The sequence below is a fragment of the Amycolatopsis alkalitolerans genome, assembly GCF_006152065.1.
GTDB lineage: Bacteria > Actinomycetota > Actinomycetes > Mycobacteriales > Pseudonocardiaceae > Amycolatopsis_E > Amycolatopsis_E alkalitolerans.
In genome coordinates this window covers 102,138-118,021 of record NZ_VDFW01000017.1, presented here as the reverse complement: position 1 = coordinate 118,021, position 15,884 = coordinate 102,138, and the positions used below count along the sequence as shown (strand labels likewise).

Annotated in this window: 13 protein-coding genes; 6 read left to right on the top strand and 7 right to left on the bottom strand. The window is 71.5% G+C overall.

Features of this window, described 5'->3' with window-relative positions; all coding sequences use genetic code 11:
* The first annotated feature begins 107 nt into the window (after window positions 1-107).
* On the top strand, window positions 108-4,706 hold the full coding sequence (locus tag FG385_RS19955) for an ATP-dependent helicase (RefSeq protein WP_139098285.1): 4,599 nt from the start codon (window positions 108-110) through the stop codon (window positions 4,704-4,706).
* 47 nt (window positions 4,707-4,753) lie between these two features.
* On the top strand, window positions 4,754-5,254 hold the full coding sequence (gene def / locus FG385_RS19950) for a peptide deformylase (protein WP_139098284.1): 501 nt from the start codon (window positions 4,754-4,756) through the stop codon (window positions 5,252-5,254).
* Between the two features lie 413 nt (window positions 5,255-5,667).
* Here the strand turns inward: def and FG385_RS19945 are convergent, their stop codons facing one another.
* A complete protein-coding gene (locus FG385_RS19945) occupies window positions 5,668-6,786 on the bottom strand; it encodes a GNAT family N-acetyltransferase (protein WP_139098283.1) in 1,119 nt (372 codons plus the stop codon).
* Between the two features lie 301 nt (window positions 6,787-7,087).
* On the opposite strand from FG385_RS19945, the gene FG385_RS34915 reads away from it, so the two are divergent.
* Window positions 7,088-7,234: a hypothetical protein gene (locus tag FG385_RS34915; protein WP_235022674.1), complete on the top strand. Its 147-nt coding sequence runs from the start codon at window positions 7,088-7,090 to the stop codon at window positions 7,232-7,234.
* Window positions 7,235-7,300: 66 nt separating this feature from the next.
* On the opposite strand, the gene FG385_RS19940 is transcribed toward FG385_RS34915, so the two are convergent.
* The 3 genes from FG385_RS19940 to pdxR all read right to left on the bottom strand — a co-directional run bounded on the left by FG385_RS19940 (window position 7,301) and on the right by pdxR (window position 10,155).
* A complete protein-coding gene (locus tag FG385_RS19940; RefSeq protein WP_139098282.1) occupies window positions 7,301-8,065 on the bottom strand; it encodes a maleylpyruvate isomerase family mycothiol-dependent enzyme in 765 nt (254 codons plus the stop codon).
* Window positions 8,065-8,544 carry an SAV_6107 family HEPN domain-containing protein gene (locus tag FG385_RS19935; RefSeq protein WP_139098281.1) on the bottom strand — a complete coding sequence of 160 codons (480 nt, stop codon included), beginning with the start codon at window positions 8,542-8,544 and terminating at the stop codon, window positions 8,065-8,067. Before FG385_RS19935 ends, FG385_RS19940 begins: the two co-directional genes overlap by 1 nt.
* 171 nt (window positions 8,545-8,715) lie before the next feature.
* Window positions 8,716-10,155: a MocR-like pyridoxine biosynthesis transcription factor PdxR gene (pdxR, locus tag FG385_RS19930; RefSeq protein WP_235022673.1), complete on the bottom strand. Its 1,440-nt coding sequence runs from the start codon at window positions 10,153-10,155 to the stop codon at window positions 8,716-8,718.
* A gap of 28 nt (window positions 10,156-10,183) precedes the next feature.
* On the opposite strand from pdxR, the gene FG385_RS19925 reads away from it, so the two are divergent.
* The 3 genes from FG385_RS19925 to FG385_RS19915 are packed head-to-tail and all read left to right on the top strand — an operon-like array spanning window position 10,184 to window position 12,134.
* Entirely contained in the window at window positions 10,184-11,059 is an 876-nt protein-coding gene (locus FG385_RS19925) for a DMT family transporter (protein ID WP_139098279.1), read from the top strand.
* Window positions 11,060-11,067: 8 nt separating this feature from the next.
* Window positions 11,068-11,568: a YbaK/EbsC family protein gene (locus FG385_RS19920; protein WP_139098278.1), complete on the top strand. Its 501-nt coding sequence runs from the start codon at window positions 11,068-11,070 to the stop codon at window positions 11,566-11,568.
* Complete coding sequence (locus FG385_RS19915) at window positions 11,565-12,134, top strand: GNAT family N-acetyltransferase (protein WP_139098277.1); 570 nt, start codon at window positions 11,565-11,567, stop codon at window positions 12,132-12,134. The genes FG385_RS19920 and FG385_RS19915 overlap by 4 nt, the downstream gene beginning before the upstream one ends.
* A 5-nt stretch (window positions 12,135-12,139) precedes the next feature.
* Here FG385_RS19915 and FG385_RS19910 read toward each other — a convergent pair whose 3' ends face one another.
* From FG385_RS19910 to FG385_RS19900, 3 genes are all read right to left on the bottom strand, one after another.
* Window positions 12,140-13,033: a DMT family transporter gene (locus FG385_RS19910; protein ID WP_139098276.1), complete on the bottom strand. Its 894-nt coding sequence runs from the start codon at window positions 13,031-13,033 to the stop codon at window positions 12,140-12,142.
* A 117-nt stretch (window positions 13,034-13,150) separates the two neighbouring features.
* The gene (locus FG385_RS19905; RefSeq protein ID WP_139098275.1) at window positions 13,151-14,812 is read right to left on the bottom strand and encodes a DUF885 domain-containing protein; all 1,662 of its coding nucleotides are present in this window, start codon (window positions 14,810-14,812) and stop codon (window positions 13,151-13,153) included.
* Between the two features lie 34 nt (window positions 14,813-14,846).
* Window positions 14,847-15,731 (bottom strand): methylenetetrahydrofolate reductase, encoded by an 885-nt coding sequence (locus FG385_RS19900; protein ID WP_139098274.1) that lies wholly within the window; start codon window positions 15,729-15,731, stop codon window positions 14,847-14,849.
* Window positions 15,732-15,884 lie beyond the last annotated feature (153 nt).

Here is a 15,884-nt window from a genome sequence, read left to right as displayed (position 1 = left end):
CACAGCCACGGCCATATCCGCTGCGGCGGTCCACCTGCGGTTCGTGCGGCTCGGCCTACTTTCGGTCGGATCAGGAAACTGTCGGTGGGTCGCGTAATGATGGAGACGTGGCAGAAGTGCTCGAGGAGTTCTCCCCCGCGACCAGGGACTGGTTCACGGGGGCCTTCGCCGCGCCCACCGACGCGCAGGTGGGTGCCTGGCGGGCGGCGCAGGCGGGTGAGCACGCGCTGGTCGTCGCGCCGACGGGGTCCGGTAAGACGCTCGCGGCGTTCCTCTGGGCGCTGGACAGGCTCTCAGCCGAGGGGCCGCCGGAGCACGCGGCGAAGCGGTGCCGGGTGCTCTACGTCTCGCCGTTGAAGGCGCTGGCCGTGGACGTGCAGCGGAACCTGCGCGCCCCGCTGGCCGGTATGTCGCAGGCGGCGCGGCGGCTCGGGCAGACGCCACCGGACATCACCGTCGGCATGCGCACGGGTGACACCCCGGCGGCCGACCGGCGGTCCTTCGCCCGCACCCCGCCGGACATCCTGGTCACCACGCCGGAGTCGCTGTTCCTGATCCTCACGTCCTCGGCGCGCGAGTCGCTGCGGGGGGTGGAGACGGTGATCGTGGACGAGGTGCACGCGGTGGCCGGCACCAAGCGCGGTGCCCATCTCGCGCTGTCGCTCGAACGGCTGGACGGGTTGCTTTCCCGTCCCGCGCAACGGATCGGCCTGTCCGCGACGGTCCGTCCGGTCGACGAGGTGAGCGCGTTCCTCGGCGGCGGGCGGCCGGTGCGGGTGGTGCAGCCGAAACCGTTGAAGACGATCGAGGTGCGGGTCGAGGTCCCGGTCGAGGACATGGCCGATCTGGATGCGCCGTCCTCGCCGGTGGACTCGCTGCCGCTGCCCTCGGAAGGCGGCATCGGCACGAACGAAGAAATCTCCGGCGCGGCGGTGCAACGGCCGTCGATCTGGCCCGCGGTCGAGGAGCGGGTGCTGGAGCTGATCCGCGCACACCGGTCCACCATCGTGTTCGCCAATTCGCGGCGGCTCACCGAACGGCTCACGGCCCGGTTGAACGAGCTCGCCGCGGAGCACAAGGAGCTGGAGCGTTTTCCGGCGGAAGCGATCGGGCAGTCGGGGCTCACCACCGGTGCCGCGCCGACGATCGCACGGGCGCACCACGGGTCGATGTCGCGTGAGCAGCGGACGCACGTCGAAGAAGAGCTGAAGTCGGGGCGGCTCCCGTGCGTCGTCGCGACTTCCTCACTCGAACTGGGTATCGACATGGGCGCGGTCGATCTCGTGGTGCAGATCGAGGCGCCGCCGACGGTCGCGTCCGGGCTGCAGCGCGTCGGCCGCGCCGGGCACCACGTCGGCGCGGTGTCCACCGGCGTGATGTTCCCGAAGTTCCGCGGCGACCTGGTGTCGTGCGCGGTGGTGTCCGAGCGCATGACCAGCGGCGCGATCGAGGCGGTGCGCTACCCGCGCAACCCGCTGGACGTGCTGGCGCAGCACGTAGTGTCGATGGTGGCGCTCGAACCGTGGACGGTCGAGGAGCTGGGCGCGACGGTGCGCCGCGCGGCGCCGTTCGCCGCCCTGCCTGATGACGCGTTGCTGGCGGTACTGGACATGCTCGCCGGACGGTATCCGAGCGAGGAGTTCGGCGAACTACGGCCCCGCATCACGTGGGACAGGGTGACCGGGCAGCTGCGGGGCAGGCCGGGTGCGCAGCGGCTCGCGGTCACCTCCGGTGGCACGATCCCCGATCGCGGCCTGTTCACGGTGATGACCCCGGGCGGCGAGGACAGGCCGGGGTCGCGCGTCGGTGAGCTCGACGAGGAGATGGTGTACGAATCCCGCGTCGGGGACACGATCCTTCTCGGCACGTCGTCGTGGCGGGTCACGGACATCACGCACGACCGCGTGATCGTCGTGCCCGCGCCCGGCGAGCCGGCGCGGATGCCGTTCTGGAAGGGTGACGCGCCGGGACGGCCGCTCGAGCTGGGGCGCGCGCTCGGCGCGTTCGTCCGCGAACTGTCCAGTTCGGACACTGACAAGGCCCGTGCCCGCGCCGAATCCGCCGGGCTCGACGAGCGAGCCTGTGACAACCTGCTGACGTATATCGAAGAGCAGCGCGTCGCGACCCGGCATGTGCCGAATGACCGGACCATCCTGCTGGAGCGGTTCCGGGATGAGCTCGGTGACTGGCGGATCGTGCTGCACTCGCCGTTCGGCGCGCAGGTGAACGCGCCGTGGGCGCTGGCGATCGCGGCCCGGCTGAGGGAGAACCGCGGAGTCGACGCCCAGGTCATGCACTCCGACGACGGGATCGTGCTGCGCCTGCCCGACGCGCTGGACGAGGACGGCGCCGACGTGACGATCGGCGCGGACGACGTGCTGATCGACCCGGAGGAGGTCGAGCAGCTGATCGTGGCGGAGGTCGGCGGTTCGGCGCTGTTCGCGGCCCGGTTCCGCGAATGCGCCGCTCGTTCGCTGCTGCTGCCGAGGCGCGATCCCCGGCGGCGTACGCCGTTGTGGCAGCAGCGGCAGCGCGCGTCGCAGCTGCTGGCGGTGGCGGCGAAGTACGAGCGGTTCCCGGTGGTGCTCGAGGCGATGCGGGAGTGCCTGCAGGATGTCTACGACGTCGGCGGCCTGCGTGAGCTGATGACCGACGTGCGCGCCCGGCGGGTCCGGCTGGTCGAGGTGGAAACCCCGTCGGCGTCGCCGTTCGCGCGCAGCCTGATGTTCGGCTACGTCGGGATGTTCCTGTACGAGACGGACGCCCCGCTGGCCGAACGGCGGGCGGCCGCGCTCGCGCTGGACTCGGCGCTGCTCGCGGAACTCCTCGGCACGGAGGCGATTCGTGAGCTGCTCGATCCGGAGGTGGTCGGCCAGGTCGAGCGGTCGCTGCAGCGCCTGGAGCCCGAGCGGCACGCGCGCGACGCGGAAGACGCCGCGGATCTGTTGCGGTTCCTCGGAGATCTGACGATCGATGAGGCCGCCGCCCGCGGGATCGAGGCGGGCTGGCTGACCGATCTCGTGAAGGAGCGGCGAGCGATCCAGGTCCGGATCGGTGGCGAGGAACGGTATCTCGCGATCGAAGACGCGGGCCGCGTCCGGGACGCGCTCGGCGTGGCACTGCCGATCGGGGTACCCGAAGCGTTCACCGAACCGGTCGGCGATCCGCTGGGCGACCTGCTCGCCCGCTACGCGCGGACGCACGGGCCGTTCCCCGCGCGGCAACCGGCGGATCGGTTCGGGCTCGGCACGGCGGTGGTCTCCGGGGTGCTGGACAGGCTGACCACCGAGGGGCGTGTGGTGCGGGGCGAGCTGAGCCCAGTCGAACATTCGCCCGGGCCCGGGGTGGAGTACTGCGACGCGGCGGTGCTGCGCAGGCTCCGGCGGGCTTCGCTGGCGCGGTTGCGGGCCGAGGTCGAGCCGGTCGAACCGGCGGCGCTGGGCCGGTTCCTGCCGTCGTGGCATGGCATCGGAGCGCGGACGCGTGCGGCACCGACCGCGGATGACGTGCTTTCGGTGGTCGAGCAACTCGCCGGAGCGCCGCTGCCGGCGAGCGCGGTCGAGTCACTGATCCTGCCGAGCAGGCTTCCCGGCTACTACCCCGCGCTGCTGGACGAGCTCACGACGGCGGGCGAGGTCACCTGGGCCGGGTGCGGTTCGCTCGCGGGCGGGGACGGCTGGGTCGCGCTCGCACCGTCCGATGTGGCCGATCTGCTGCTGCCGGAGATCGAGGAGAACGCGCCCACCGGTCCGTTACACGAGGCGATCCTGTCCGCTTTGGACGGTGGCGCGCTGTTCTTCCGGCAGCTTGTGGACCGGGCAACGCTGCTGGTCGAGAAGGCGCCGAACGACGGCGAAGTCGTTGCCGCGTTGTGGGATCTGGTGTGGTCGGGTCAGGTCACCGGGGACACGCTGAGCCCGCTGCGGGCGCTGGTCTCGGGCCGGGGCGCGGCGCACAAGCCGCGGCGGTCGGCCCCGCGCGGCCGCTACGCGCGGATGCGGGCGGGGCGGCCGGCGATGCCGTCGCGCACGGGGCCGCCGACGGTGGCCGGGCGGTGGGGGCCGACGCCGCTGCGGGAAAGCGATCCGACCAGGCGCACCTATGCCCGCACGGAGGCGTTCCTGGAGCGGCATGGGGTGCTGACCCGCGGTGCGCTCGAGACAGAGCGGGTCACCGGCGGTTTTTCCGGGATCTATAAGGTTCTTCGCGGTATGGAGGATTCCGGGCAGGTCATCCGCGGTTATGTCATCGAGGGGCTCGGCGCCGCGCAGTTCGCCGCGCGCGGCGCGGTGGACCGGTTGCGGGCGCTCTCGGACACCGCGGGCGGGCGGCGCCCGGCCGATGCGGTGGTGCTCGCGGCGACGGATCCGGCTCAGCCGTACGGGGCCGCGCTCTCGTGGCCGGCGCCGGTCGGCGAAACGAAGCATCGCCCGGCACGCAAGGCGGGCGCGCTCGTGGTGCTCGTCGACGGCGTGCCCGCGTTGTATGTCGAACGCGGCGGCAAATCCCTGCTGTCGTTCACGGACGATGACCCGGTACTGCGTTCGGCGGCGCAGGCGCTGTCGCGCGCCGTCCGTGAGGGCTGGCTCGGCCAGCTCGCGGTCCAGCGTGCGGACGGGGAGCACGCGCTGACCTCTGCCCTGGCCGACGTGCTGCGCGAAGCGGGCTTCCGCGCGACGCCGAAGGGACTCCGCCTGCGCGCGTGATCGCAGGTCGTAGACTCCTCCGGCGGCGGGAAGGACGGGTGACCGCGATGGCGATGCGGGATTTGCGGTATTTCGGGGATCCGGTGCTGAAGACGGTCTGCGATCCGGTGACGCGCTTCGACAAGACTCTGCGGTCGCTGGTGACCGACCTGCTGGATTCGGTCAAACCGGCCGGGCGGGCCGGGCTGGCCGCGCCGCAGATCGGTGTGGGGCTGCGCGTGTTCAGCTATGACGTCGACGGGTTGACGGGGTATGTGATCAACCCGGAAATAGCCGAGCTGTCCGAGGCGCGGCACGGCATCGACGAGGGTTGCCTTTCCGTGCCCGAGCTGACCTTCCCCGTGAACCGGGCGGTACGCGCCGTGGTGCGAGGGGTCGATGTGGACAACGAACCGATCGTGGTGGAGGGGAAGGACGTGCTGGCGCAGTGCCTTCAGCACGAGACCGATCACCTCGACGGCATGCTCTACCTCGACCGCCTGGCCAAGGAGACAAAGCGCGAGGCCTTGCGACAGGCCCGCGGCAAAGACTGGTTCTGGCGTCGCTGACCGCCGGCAGCCGGGCGTACGGCCAACGGCTGGTACCCACGCGGGGCGGCGAGCACAACCCGCGACGTGCTCGACCCGATCTCCCGAACTTCGGTCGCGGCGTCCCGAAGGTAGATCTCACCATCCCAAACGCCGAACTCACCGCCCTGAACACCGAACTCACCCTCCCGAACGTCGGATTCACGGCCCCGCACGTCGAACTCGCCAGCTCAAACATCGAACCCGCCGCCCGAATACCGAACCCACAACCCTGAACGTCGAACCCTCCGCCCCGATTCGGATCTCGCGCCCCTCAACGTCGAACTCGCGGTCATGAACGTCGAACTCACCATCCTGCGCGTCGAACTCGGCGTCCTGAACGTCGAACTCGGCGTCCTGAACGTCGAACTCGGCGTGGGGGCGGGGTGGGTGGGTCAGCGGCGGGGGCGGGGGGTGAGCGCGGCGGGGATGGTGATGCGCAGGAGGCCTTCTTCCTCCGGGTGGTCCGGGGCGAGGCCGGCGCGCCGTGCGGTGCGGAAGATGCCGTCGCGGCCGGGCAGGGAGACCGCCAGCAGCCGGCGGTGCCCGCGCGACGCGGCGATGACCGCGAGCCGCGCCATCAGGGCCGTGCCGACCCCCATGCGCTGCCACGAATCGTCGACCAGCAGCGAGATCTCCGCGATCTCACCGGTGCCGGGGATCAGCTGCCCGAGCCCGATCACCTCGCGCCCGCACACGGCGAGCACGCTCATCCCCCGGGGCGGCATCAGGAGCCGGTGCAGCCAGCGGCGCGGCATCGTGCTCATACCCGTGTGGTAGCGCTGGAAAAGCGTTTCCGTGGAACAACGTTCGTGCAGCGCGGAGAGGGCGTCGGCGTCTCCGGGCTGCCCCTGTCTCAGCACGATCGACGTCCCGTCGGTCAGCGTCGCGACCGCCTGGCCCGCGACGTTGGCGCGCACGCTGTCGAGCAATCCGAGCAGCGCCTCCGCCCGCGCCAGCTCCAGTTGCACGAACGGCGACCACCGCCGCCGTGCGACGAGTGCCGTCGCGCCGTCGACCGCGAACGTGGCGCGGTGCCCGCCCTCGGTCCGCGCGGGGTTGGCCTCGGCCAACGGCACGACGGTCACCAGGTCGGCGGCGAGCACCTCGCGCAGGACCTCGGCGTACCGCGAAGGGTCATCGACCGCGCGGCTCGCCGCCGTGAACGCCGCCGCGGAAGGGTCGACCAGCTCGTGAACGTCGGCGTCCGCGATCGCCGAGCATTCACAACCCTCGTCCTGGATGGCGCGGATCAGCTGCTCTTTCGTCAGCCCGCTGGCCGGACGGATCACGACCTCGTCGAGCACCCCGCCCGGGACGGGCAGCACGGCCAGGCCGAGGATGTTGCATTCCAGATCGGCCATCCGGATCGCGATCCGCGCCAGCATGCCCGGGTGGTCCTCCATCCGGATCCGCAGCCGCCAGGTGGCGGACGCCGGTCCCTCGTCGATGGCTGACCGCCACGCTCCGGGCAGTTCAGCGACGTGCTGCCGTCTGGCAGGTCGAATCTCCATTCGGTAACAATCCCGCAGGCTTGTTGCTGGCTGAGGACGCACGTGTTTCGCCCTTGTCAGCGTTGTGCGCGCCCTGGCAACGCCTCCGAAACAAGCCTCCGAACAGCGTTCAAGCCTGGTTGATCCGGATGAACTCGTGGCCGGGTGACCCAATCGGGTGCACCGGGAACCCCAACCGCCGACCGTGGCCGGGTCGAGCCTGCTGGACCTTCGCCCGCTGATCCTCCGGCGAGCTTCCGGCAGGTCGAGATGGATCCGGCTCTTCACCCGCACCCGTCCGATGCGGGCTACGACGTCGGCCGTGGGGACAGTTTCCAAGCGAGGCGTCGACCAGCCGGACGACATGGACCGTGAACTCAACGATTTCCGGACCGGCTGCCATCTGGCGGGGGGGGCGAAGAAACGCGGCACGCCGCGCCCGACGTCGGGCGATGTGGTGACCCGGTGACGCCAGGATGCCGTGCCTGACGTCACCGGGAACCGTTGTCCGGCAACGCTTCCCCACGCGCCGGAATCATCTGGTGGCCAATCGCATCAGGGCCCACAGCTGGGCGATCGCATCATCACTGCCTGACCATTCGACATCGCGATGGTTCAGGCGGCCCCACACCCACAGGTACATGGCCACCGGCGGCGCCGAGACCCGGCCATCGGCCCTACCGGTCTCTTCCGCCGAGCAGCGCCAGGCCTCGGTGAAGCCAGGACCGGCCCGCGCGATCCAGTGATGCCCACCGCTGCTGACCGCGACCGAATGTCGTGCGGTGCCGGACAGACCGAGCATCGGCAACCGCTGGCCGAACCATACCGTGAGCGCTTCGTCGACCCCGTCGACCGCGAAATCCTCGGCTATTTCGGCGGTCGGCTCGCCCGCGGCCTGCTCGACGTCGTACCGGTGGATGGTGGTCTCATGCGCCACGCGCCGCCACCAGAACCCGTAGGTATGGTCCGCCGGCCACCAGCTCGCCGCATACGCGTCCGGGCTGTGCGCGGTCAGCTCGGCGAGCAACTCGGCGAGACCGGCGCGCAGATAGTCCTCAGTGGACTGTCCGGGCGCCGGGCTCTCCTGCCAGCCCCCGGGTGCCCGCCCCTCGACGATCCACTGGCGTGCCACCCGGTAGAGCCCGCCGACATGCCGGACGATCTCGCCGATCGTGAACCCGGGACAGGTGGGCACCCGGGTGCCGGGCGGCGCCGAGCGCGCGGCGCCGAGCAGCAACTCCACCTCTATCCCGAGCGCTTCGGCGAACCGGCCGTGGTCGATCAGGGCTTGGCCGGCCATCACCGGTGGCGGCCCGCGGCGGACTCGCGGACCGCGTCGGGACGCGGATGCACCACCCGGTCGGCGAGTTCGAGGAACCGGCCGGCCTGACGGCACAGTTCCGCCGCGGACCGTTCGGTGATGCGGCGGGTGATCCCGGCCTGGGCAGCGGCGCGGGCGGCCGAGTTCGCGGCGAAGAACGCCGACCATTCGGCCAGTTCGGGCGCCGCCGCCTCCAGCAGGACCCAGACGCTGGCCGGGCGGGCACGGCCACGGTGCGGGCGGCCGCGGGCCGCGAGCACGGCGGCGCCCGCACGCAGAGCGGCCAGATACGACGAGATGAACTTGGTCACCGGATCCGTGGCCTGCTCGGCCTCGGCGAGACCGTGCCTCGCCTCGTTCAGCAGTGCCACGGCAGCGGGCGCTGTGGGCGGCCGGACCGGCAGCGGCAGCTGGGGCTGAACGCGATCGGCCCGGGACGCGACGGCGGCAATGGACATTGCCCCTCCCTGTTCTTACTGGTGGCAGCGGCGCCCGGCGCCGAGACGCTTCCCCCGTCCCCACGCCGGGCGCCGCCCCGGCGAGCGCTCCACCGGCCGTCGAACCTGTGTTCGACTAGCTCCCAGACTAACTTCGAACACGTGTTCGTTCAAGTCCCGATCCGGTGATGCTCACAGCACCGAAGCCAGCGCCGCCACTCCCCGTTCGAGGTCGCCGGGAGCGCTCGCCGCGTAGCCGAGGACCAGGCCCGGCGGGCCCGGCCGTTGCCGGTGCCACGACAGCGGCTGGACCTTCACCCCGTGGGCGAGCGCCGCCGCGGCCACCTCGACATCGGCGAACTTGCCGTCGAAGGTGACCATCAGATGCAGCCCCGCCGCGGCGCCGTGCACCCGGGCGTCCGGCAGGTGCTCCCGCAACGCCGCGATCAGGACGTCCCGGCGGCGGCGATGGCGGCGGCGCAGCAACCGCAACTGGCGCTCCAGCTCGCCCGATTCCATCAAGTCGGCGAGCACGAGCTGGGGCAGGACGGAACTGCCCAGATCGGCCTCACGTTTCGCGGCGACCGCCGCGGCACGGTATTTCCGCGGCACGATGAGCCAGCCGACCCGCAGCGCCGGGGCAAGCAGCTTGGACACGCTGCCGGCGTAACACACGTGCTCGGCGAGCATCGACCGCAGCGCCGGCACCGGCGGCCGGTCGTAACGATGCTCGGCGTCGTAGTCGTCCTCGATGACCAGCCCGCCGTCGCCGGCCCAGCGCATGAGCTCGCGCCGGCGCGCCCCATCGAGCACGACCCCGGTCGGGAACTGGTGCGCCGGGGTCAGCAGCACCGCGGGCGCGCCACTGTCGCGGAGTTCGCCGGTACGCAGCCCGCCCTCGTCGACGGACACCGGCGGCGTCCGCATCCCCCACTTCCGCAGTTGCTCCCGCGCGCCCAGCGAACCGGGATCTTCCACCGCGATGGTCGAAATACCTTGGGGCGGCAGGATTCTCGCGAGCAGCACGAGCGCTTGCGCGACCCCGGACACGATGATCACCTCGTCCGGATCGACCGAGACACCGCGGTAGCGCGCCAGCCAGCGCGCCACCGCCCGGCGGAAAACCGGGGCACCACACGGATCGCCGTACCCGAAGTCCGAAGGGGACAGTCCGTCCAGGACGGTGCGCTCGGCGCGTAACCACGCCGAACGCGGGAAAGCGGCGAGATCCGGCACTCCCGGCGACAGGTCGATCGGGGCGGAGACCTCCCGGAAGGACTCGAAATCGACCGGGAACGAGGTCAGCGGCGCGGGCGGCACCGGCTCCGGCAGAGCAACCGGGGCGGCGACGACGATCGTGCCCGCCCGCCCCCGCCCGGAGACGTGCCCTTCCTCGGTCAGCCGCTGATAGGCCTCGGTGACCACGCCACGCGACACCCGCAACTCCTCGGCCAGCACCCGCGTCGCCGGCAGCCGCGCGCCGACCGCCAGGCGGCCGTCCGCGATCGCGCTCCGCAGCCGCCGCGTCAGCCAGTCGGAGAGGCGGCCCGGCGGCGCGTCGGTGAGGTTCAACTGGAGGAAGTCGGCACCGGTTATGGACCGGTCATCGTGAGTGAGTTTGGACCTGTCCACAGGGCCATTGTGCCGACAGGCTGGGCTCATGAACAGGGCATTGGCCGGAGCGATAGCCATGGTGTTCGTCGGCAGCAGCGCCGGGGTGTCCCGCGCCCTCGTCACCGCGCCGCTGTTCACCGCGCAGGCGATCAGGTATGCCGCCGCCTCCCTCATCCTGCTGGCACTCGCCAAGGTCACGGGCGCCCGGATCGTGCGCCCGCGCGGGGCGGAATGGCTGTGGCTCACCGGGGTCGCCGCGAGCGGGCTCGTGCTGTTCAACGTCGCCGTCGTGCGCGGCGTCGAGCACGCCGAACCCGCCGTCATCGCGGTTGCGGTCGCGTGCGTGCCCGTCCTGCTCGCCCTCGTCGGCCCGCTCCTGGAACGCAAACGGCCGCACCGGCAGGTTCTCGCCGCCGCCGCGGTGGTCACGATCGGCTGCGTGCTCGTCGAGGGCACCGGGCGCGCGGACGCGATCGGCGTCGGATGGGCCGCGGTCGCGCTCCTGTGCGAAGCCGGGTTCACCCTCCTGGCTGTGCCGGTGCTGACCAGGCATGGAGCGTGGGGCGTCTCGGTGCATTCGGTGTGGCTCGGCGCGGTGATCTTCGCGGTGCTCGGCGGTGCGACGGAACGCACGGTCCGGTTCACCGCCGTCCAGTGGGGCGCGATCGGTTATCTCGCGGTGCTCGTGACCGCGGTCGCCTTCCTGTTGTGGTACTCGGCAGTCGCGAAGCTCGGACCGGGCCGCAGCGGGCTGCTGACCGGCGTCGCGCCCGTCGCCGCCGCGCTCACCGGCGGGCAACTGCCGGGACCGCTCGTCTGGATCGGCATCGTCGTCGTCTTCGCCGGGCTCGCGACCGGCTTGCTGCTCACGCGTTCCGGAAAGGGGATACACCGTCGCCCGCAGGCGGCGTCCGTGATCTGATAGGCAGTATGGAGAGCTTCGACCACCCCGCGATCGCGAAAGTCGCCGCGACGCTGGCGGAAGCGGGCCAGCACCGTGCCGCGGCTGGCATCCGCATCCTGCCCGCCGAAGTGCGCACGGCGGTGCAGGCGGCGGAAGCGCTCGGCGTCGAAGTGGGCGCGATCGCGAACAGCCTCGTCTTCAAGGCCGTGTTCCCCGGCCGGACCGCGCCGCTGCTGGCGCTGACCTCCGGCGCCCACCGGGCGGACACGGGCAGGCTCGCGGAACTGGCCGGCGCCACCGCCGTCGAGAAGGCGGACCCGGGCTTCGTGAAGGAGCACACCGGTCAGGTCATCGGCGGGGTGGCCCCGGTCGGCCACCCGGCGCCCATCGAGACGATCGTGGACACGGCGCTCGAAGGGTACGGCGAGATCTGGGCCGCGGCCGGGCACGCCAAGTCGGTGTTCCCGACCAGCTTCGCCGAACTCGTGGCGCTCACGGGGGGACGCGCCGCAGAGGTGGGTACATGACCACGGTGTCGACCCAGTTCGTCCCGCTGACGGCCGACGAGTTCCGGACACGTCTGCGGGAGGCGCTGGACATCTACGTTGAAGCGATGCGGTACCCGCCGGGCACCGCCGAACAGCGGGCCCCGATGTGGCTCACGCACGCGCTGCGCGACGGCTGGCGCTGCTACGCCGCACTCGACGCGGACGGCACGATGCTCGGGATCGCCTACGGCTACCGCGGAAACCCCGGGCAGTGGTGGCATGAGCAGGTGCGCCGCGGCCTGGTGAAGAGCAGCGGCGAAGAGACCGCGGCACGCTGGCTCGCCGACTACTTCGAGCTGACCGAGATCCACGTGCGGCCCCGCAACCAGGCGGCGGGCATCGGCGAGAACCTGTTGCGGCGCCTGCTCGCGCAGGTGCCGAACCGGCATGTCCTGCTGTCCACGCCGGAAGGGCCGAGCCGCGCGTGGAAGCTGTACCGGCGGATGGGTTTCGCCGATGTCCTGCGGGACTATCACTTCGCCGGCGATCCCCGGCCGTTCGCCATCCTCGGCCGCACGCTCCCGCTGGAGCATGCGGCCGAGTAGGCGGATCACTCGCGCAGGTAGCTCATCGCGAGTGCGGCCACGAGCAGCGCGGCGCCGGTCCAGCCGGTCGCGCCCAGCTCGTCGTGCAGCAGTACCGCGGACAGCACCGCCGCCGTCAGCGGTTCGAGCAACGCCGACAGCGCCGCCACGACGGGTGCCGCTGTCCGCAGGGCGAGGAAGTACGCCCCGTAGGCGATTCCCGTCGGCACCAGCCCGAAGTACAGCGCGACCGCGAGCACGTCGGCGCGCAGCGGGATCGCCATCCCGAACCCGAGCGCGAACGGCAGCAGCAGGATCCCGCCGATCAGCAGGCCGAACGCGGTGGTGCAGAAGGAATCCAGACCGTCGACCTGGCGGCGGGTCACCACGGTCAGCGTGGCGAACCCGGCCCCCGCGGCGAGCGCGAGCGTCACGCCGGTGAGCAGCCGCCCGCCGCCCGGGATGCCTTGCGGCGACCAGGTCAGCAGGACCAGCCCGGCCACCGCGGCCGTCATCGAGACCACCGTCAACGCGCCGGGCAGCCGACGATGGCGGACCGCCGTGGCGAGTGCCACGAACACCGGCACGCTGCCGATCGTGATCATCGTGGCGATGCTGACCGAGGTCAGCGTGAGCGCGCCGAAGTAGCAGGCCTGGAACTGCGCGATGAGCGCGCCGGCGACGAGCAGCCGGCGCAGCACCGGCACCGTCCACTGTGGACGGCGGCCGGTCAGCACCACGAACAGCACGGTGACGCACCCGCCCAGCAGCAGCCGGTAGGTCGCCACCGGCAATGGGCTGAGGTGCGCCTTCTCCGCGAGGAGGCTGCCGGACAGGCCACCGGTACCCCACAGGATGCCGGCGAGGATCAGCGCGAGCGCCGATCGGCCGCGCGCGGGCGCGGCAACGGAAGTGGACATGAAGGATCGCTCCAGCGTCGAAGTGTCAGGACAGCCGACGCGGGGCGAAGCGCTCTAACGACGTGTTCGCCCCGCTAGGCGCGGGGCGGTGGGGTGACGCGATAGATCCGGTGCATGTCAGTCCAGTTCGGCGAGTTGCTGGCGGAGGGTGTCCAGGCCCATCCCGCCGAGGCGGAGGGCCTTCGTGTGGAAATCCTTGATGTCGAACGAAGATCCTTGCCGGCGGCGCGCGTCCTCGCGGGCTTCGAGCCACAGGCGCTCGCCGAGCTTGTACGCGGGCGCCTGGCCCGGCCAGCCGAGGTAGCGGTCGATCTCGTCGTGCACGAGCGGCGGGTCGGTGATCGTGCGGGTCAGCATGAACTCCAGGCCCAGCTCGGGGGTCCACCGCTCGCCCTCGTGGAAGCCCGTGCCGGCGGGGATCTCCAGCTCGAGGTGCATCCCGAAGTCGACGAGCACGCGCCCGGCGCGGAAAAGCTGCTCGGAGAGCATGCCGAACAGGTTGCCGTCGTCGGAGAGGTAGCCCAGATCCTGCATCAGCCGTTCGGCATACAGCGCCCAGCCCTCGCCGTGCCCGGAGGTGAACGCGAACAGGCGCTGGAACCGGTTGAGCGAGCGCTCGTGGACGGCGGTGGCGATCTGCAGGTGATGCCCGGGGACGCCCTCGTGGTAGACGGTGCTGACCTCACGCCAGGTGGAGAACTCGTCGCGGCCCGGTGGCAGCGACCACCACATGCGGCCGGGGCGGGAGAGGTCCTCGCTCGGCCCCGTGTAGTACGCGCCGGCGCCGGCGCCCGGCGGGGCGATCCTGCACTCGAGCGCCATCAGCTCGTCGGGGATCTCGAAATGCTTGCCACGCAACGCTTTCAGCGCGTTGTCCGAAAGCTCCTGCATCCACTGCCGGAACTGTTCGGTGCCGCGCACCCGGTAGCGCGGATCGGCGTCGAGCGCCTCCGCGGTCTCGGCCAGAGTCGCGCCGGGCTTGAGGCGCGCGGCGACCTCGCGCATTTCCGCTTCGAGCCGGGAGAACTCGCCCCAGCCCCATTCGTAGGCCTCACGCGGGTCGAGCGCCGCGCCGATGAAGTACCGGGACCAGAGCCGGTACGCGTCCTCGCCCACCGCGTCCTTCGTGCGAGCCCTCGGCGCGAGCTCCGCGCGCAGGAAGCCCGCCAGCTCGGCGTACGCCTCGCTCGCCGAGCGGGCGCCCTGTTCGAGGTCTGCGCGCAGGGCTTCCGGCACTCCCTCGATCAGGGTCTCGAAGAACGCCTTCTCCCCCTTGAGCCCCGCCCACGTCTCGGCCTGTTCGGCGACCTTCGTGACCTGGCGCAGCGCGGCCGCGTTGCCCGCGTCCGCCGCGGCGAGCAGGGACGCGCGGACCCCGTCGAGCGCCTCGGCGACCTTCCGCAGCCGCGCGGAGATGTTCGCCCACTGCTCCTCGGTTTCGGCCGGCATGAGGTCGAACGCCATCCGCAGGTCCTGCACCGGGCTGGCGATGACGTTCAGCGAGGCCTGGTCGAGACCGGCCTCGTGGATCTCCAGGTCGAGGCCGACGCGCTCGGTGAACACCGCCTTCGCGGCGCGCTCGGACGGATCGGTGGCTTCGGTGTCACGGATCGCGGCGAGCGCGCGCCGGGCGATCGCGGCGCGGGCCGCGTGTCCCGCCGGCGAGTAGTCGGTCACCTGGTCGTCGTAGCCGGGGATACCGATCTCGGTCGCCAGGAGCGGATGCGCCGCCGCGTAATCGTCGACGAACTGGTCACAGATCTCGTGCACTGAGGCCATGGGGCCCAACCTACCTGCCGGCGGCAAGCGGGTTTCAGGTGCGCGCCGGGATCAGGCCGAGCCGGCTGACGACCTCGCTCGTGGCCTTCGACCGGTTGAACGTGTAGAAGTGCAGGTCTGGCACGCCCTCGGCGATGAGCCGCTCGCACAGCTCGGTGACCACGTCGAGCCCCTCGGCGCGGAAGGCCTTGGGATCGTTCTCCAGCGGCTCGAGCCGGTCCAGCAGCCACTGCGGGCACGGCGCTCCCGAGAGCTTGATCGTGGTCTTCAGGGTGCGCGGCGTGGTCAGCGGCATGACGCCCGGGATGAGCAGCGCGTCGCTGCCCGCGGCCGCCACCCGGTCGCGCAGCCGCAGGAAGTCCTCGGCCTGGAAGAACAGCTGCGCGATACCGAACTGGGCACCGGCCTTGAACTTCCGGACGAGATGCTTGGTGTCGGTTTCGAGATCGGGCGAGCGCGGGTGGCCGTACGGGAACGCCGAGACGCCGACGCAGAAGTCACCCAGCGAGCGGACCAGCTCGACCAGCTCCTCGGCGTAGCTGAGGCCCTGCGGATGCGGGATCCACTCGCCGTACGGGTCACCCGGCGGGTCCCCGCGGAGCGCGAGGATGTTCCGCACGCCGACGGCCGCGTACCAGCCGATGACGTTGCGCAACTCCGCCACCGAGTGGTCGACCGCGGTCAGGTGCCCCATCGGGACCAGCGTGGTCTCGGTCGCGGCGCGCGCGATGTTGCGGATCGTGCCGTCGCGGCTCGACCCGCCCGCGCCGTAGGTGATCGACATGTACGCCGGGTCGAACGCCTCGAGCTCGCGGATCGACCGCCACAGGACGGCCTCGTCCGCGGCGTCACGGGGTGGGAAGAACTCCACCGAGAACACCGGGGCATCGCCCTGCACACGCTCGACGACCGACGTCATGCCCTAATACTAGAGGCGTACCGCGCCCGCGACATATGTCTCAGGTCATGGGAAGCACGCGGCGAGTTCCGGCGGACCGGTGAGCGATCAGATCAGGCCGGCCAGACGTCCAGCGTCTCGGCGGCTCGGGTCATGACTTCGCGCCAGTCACGC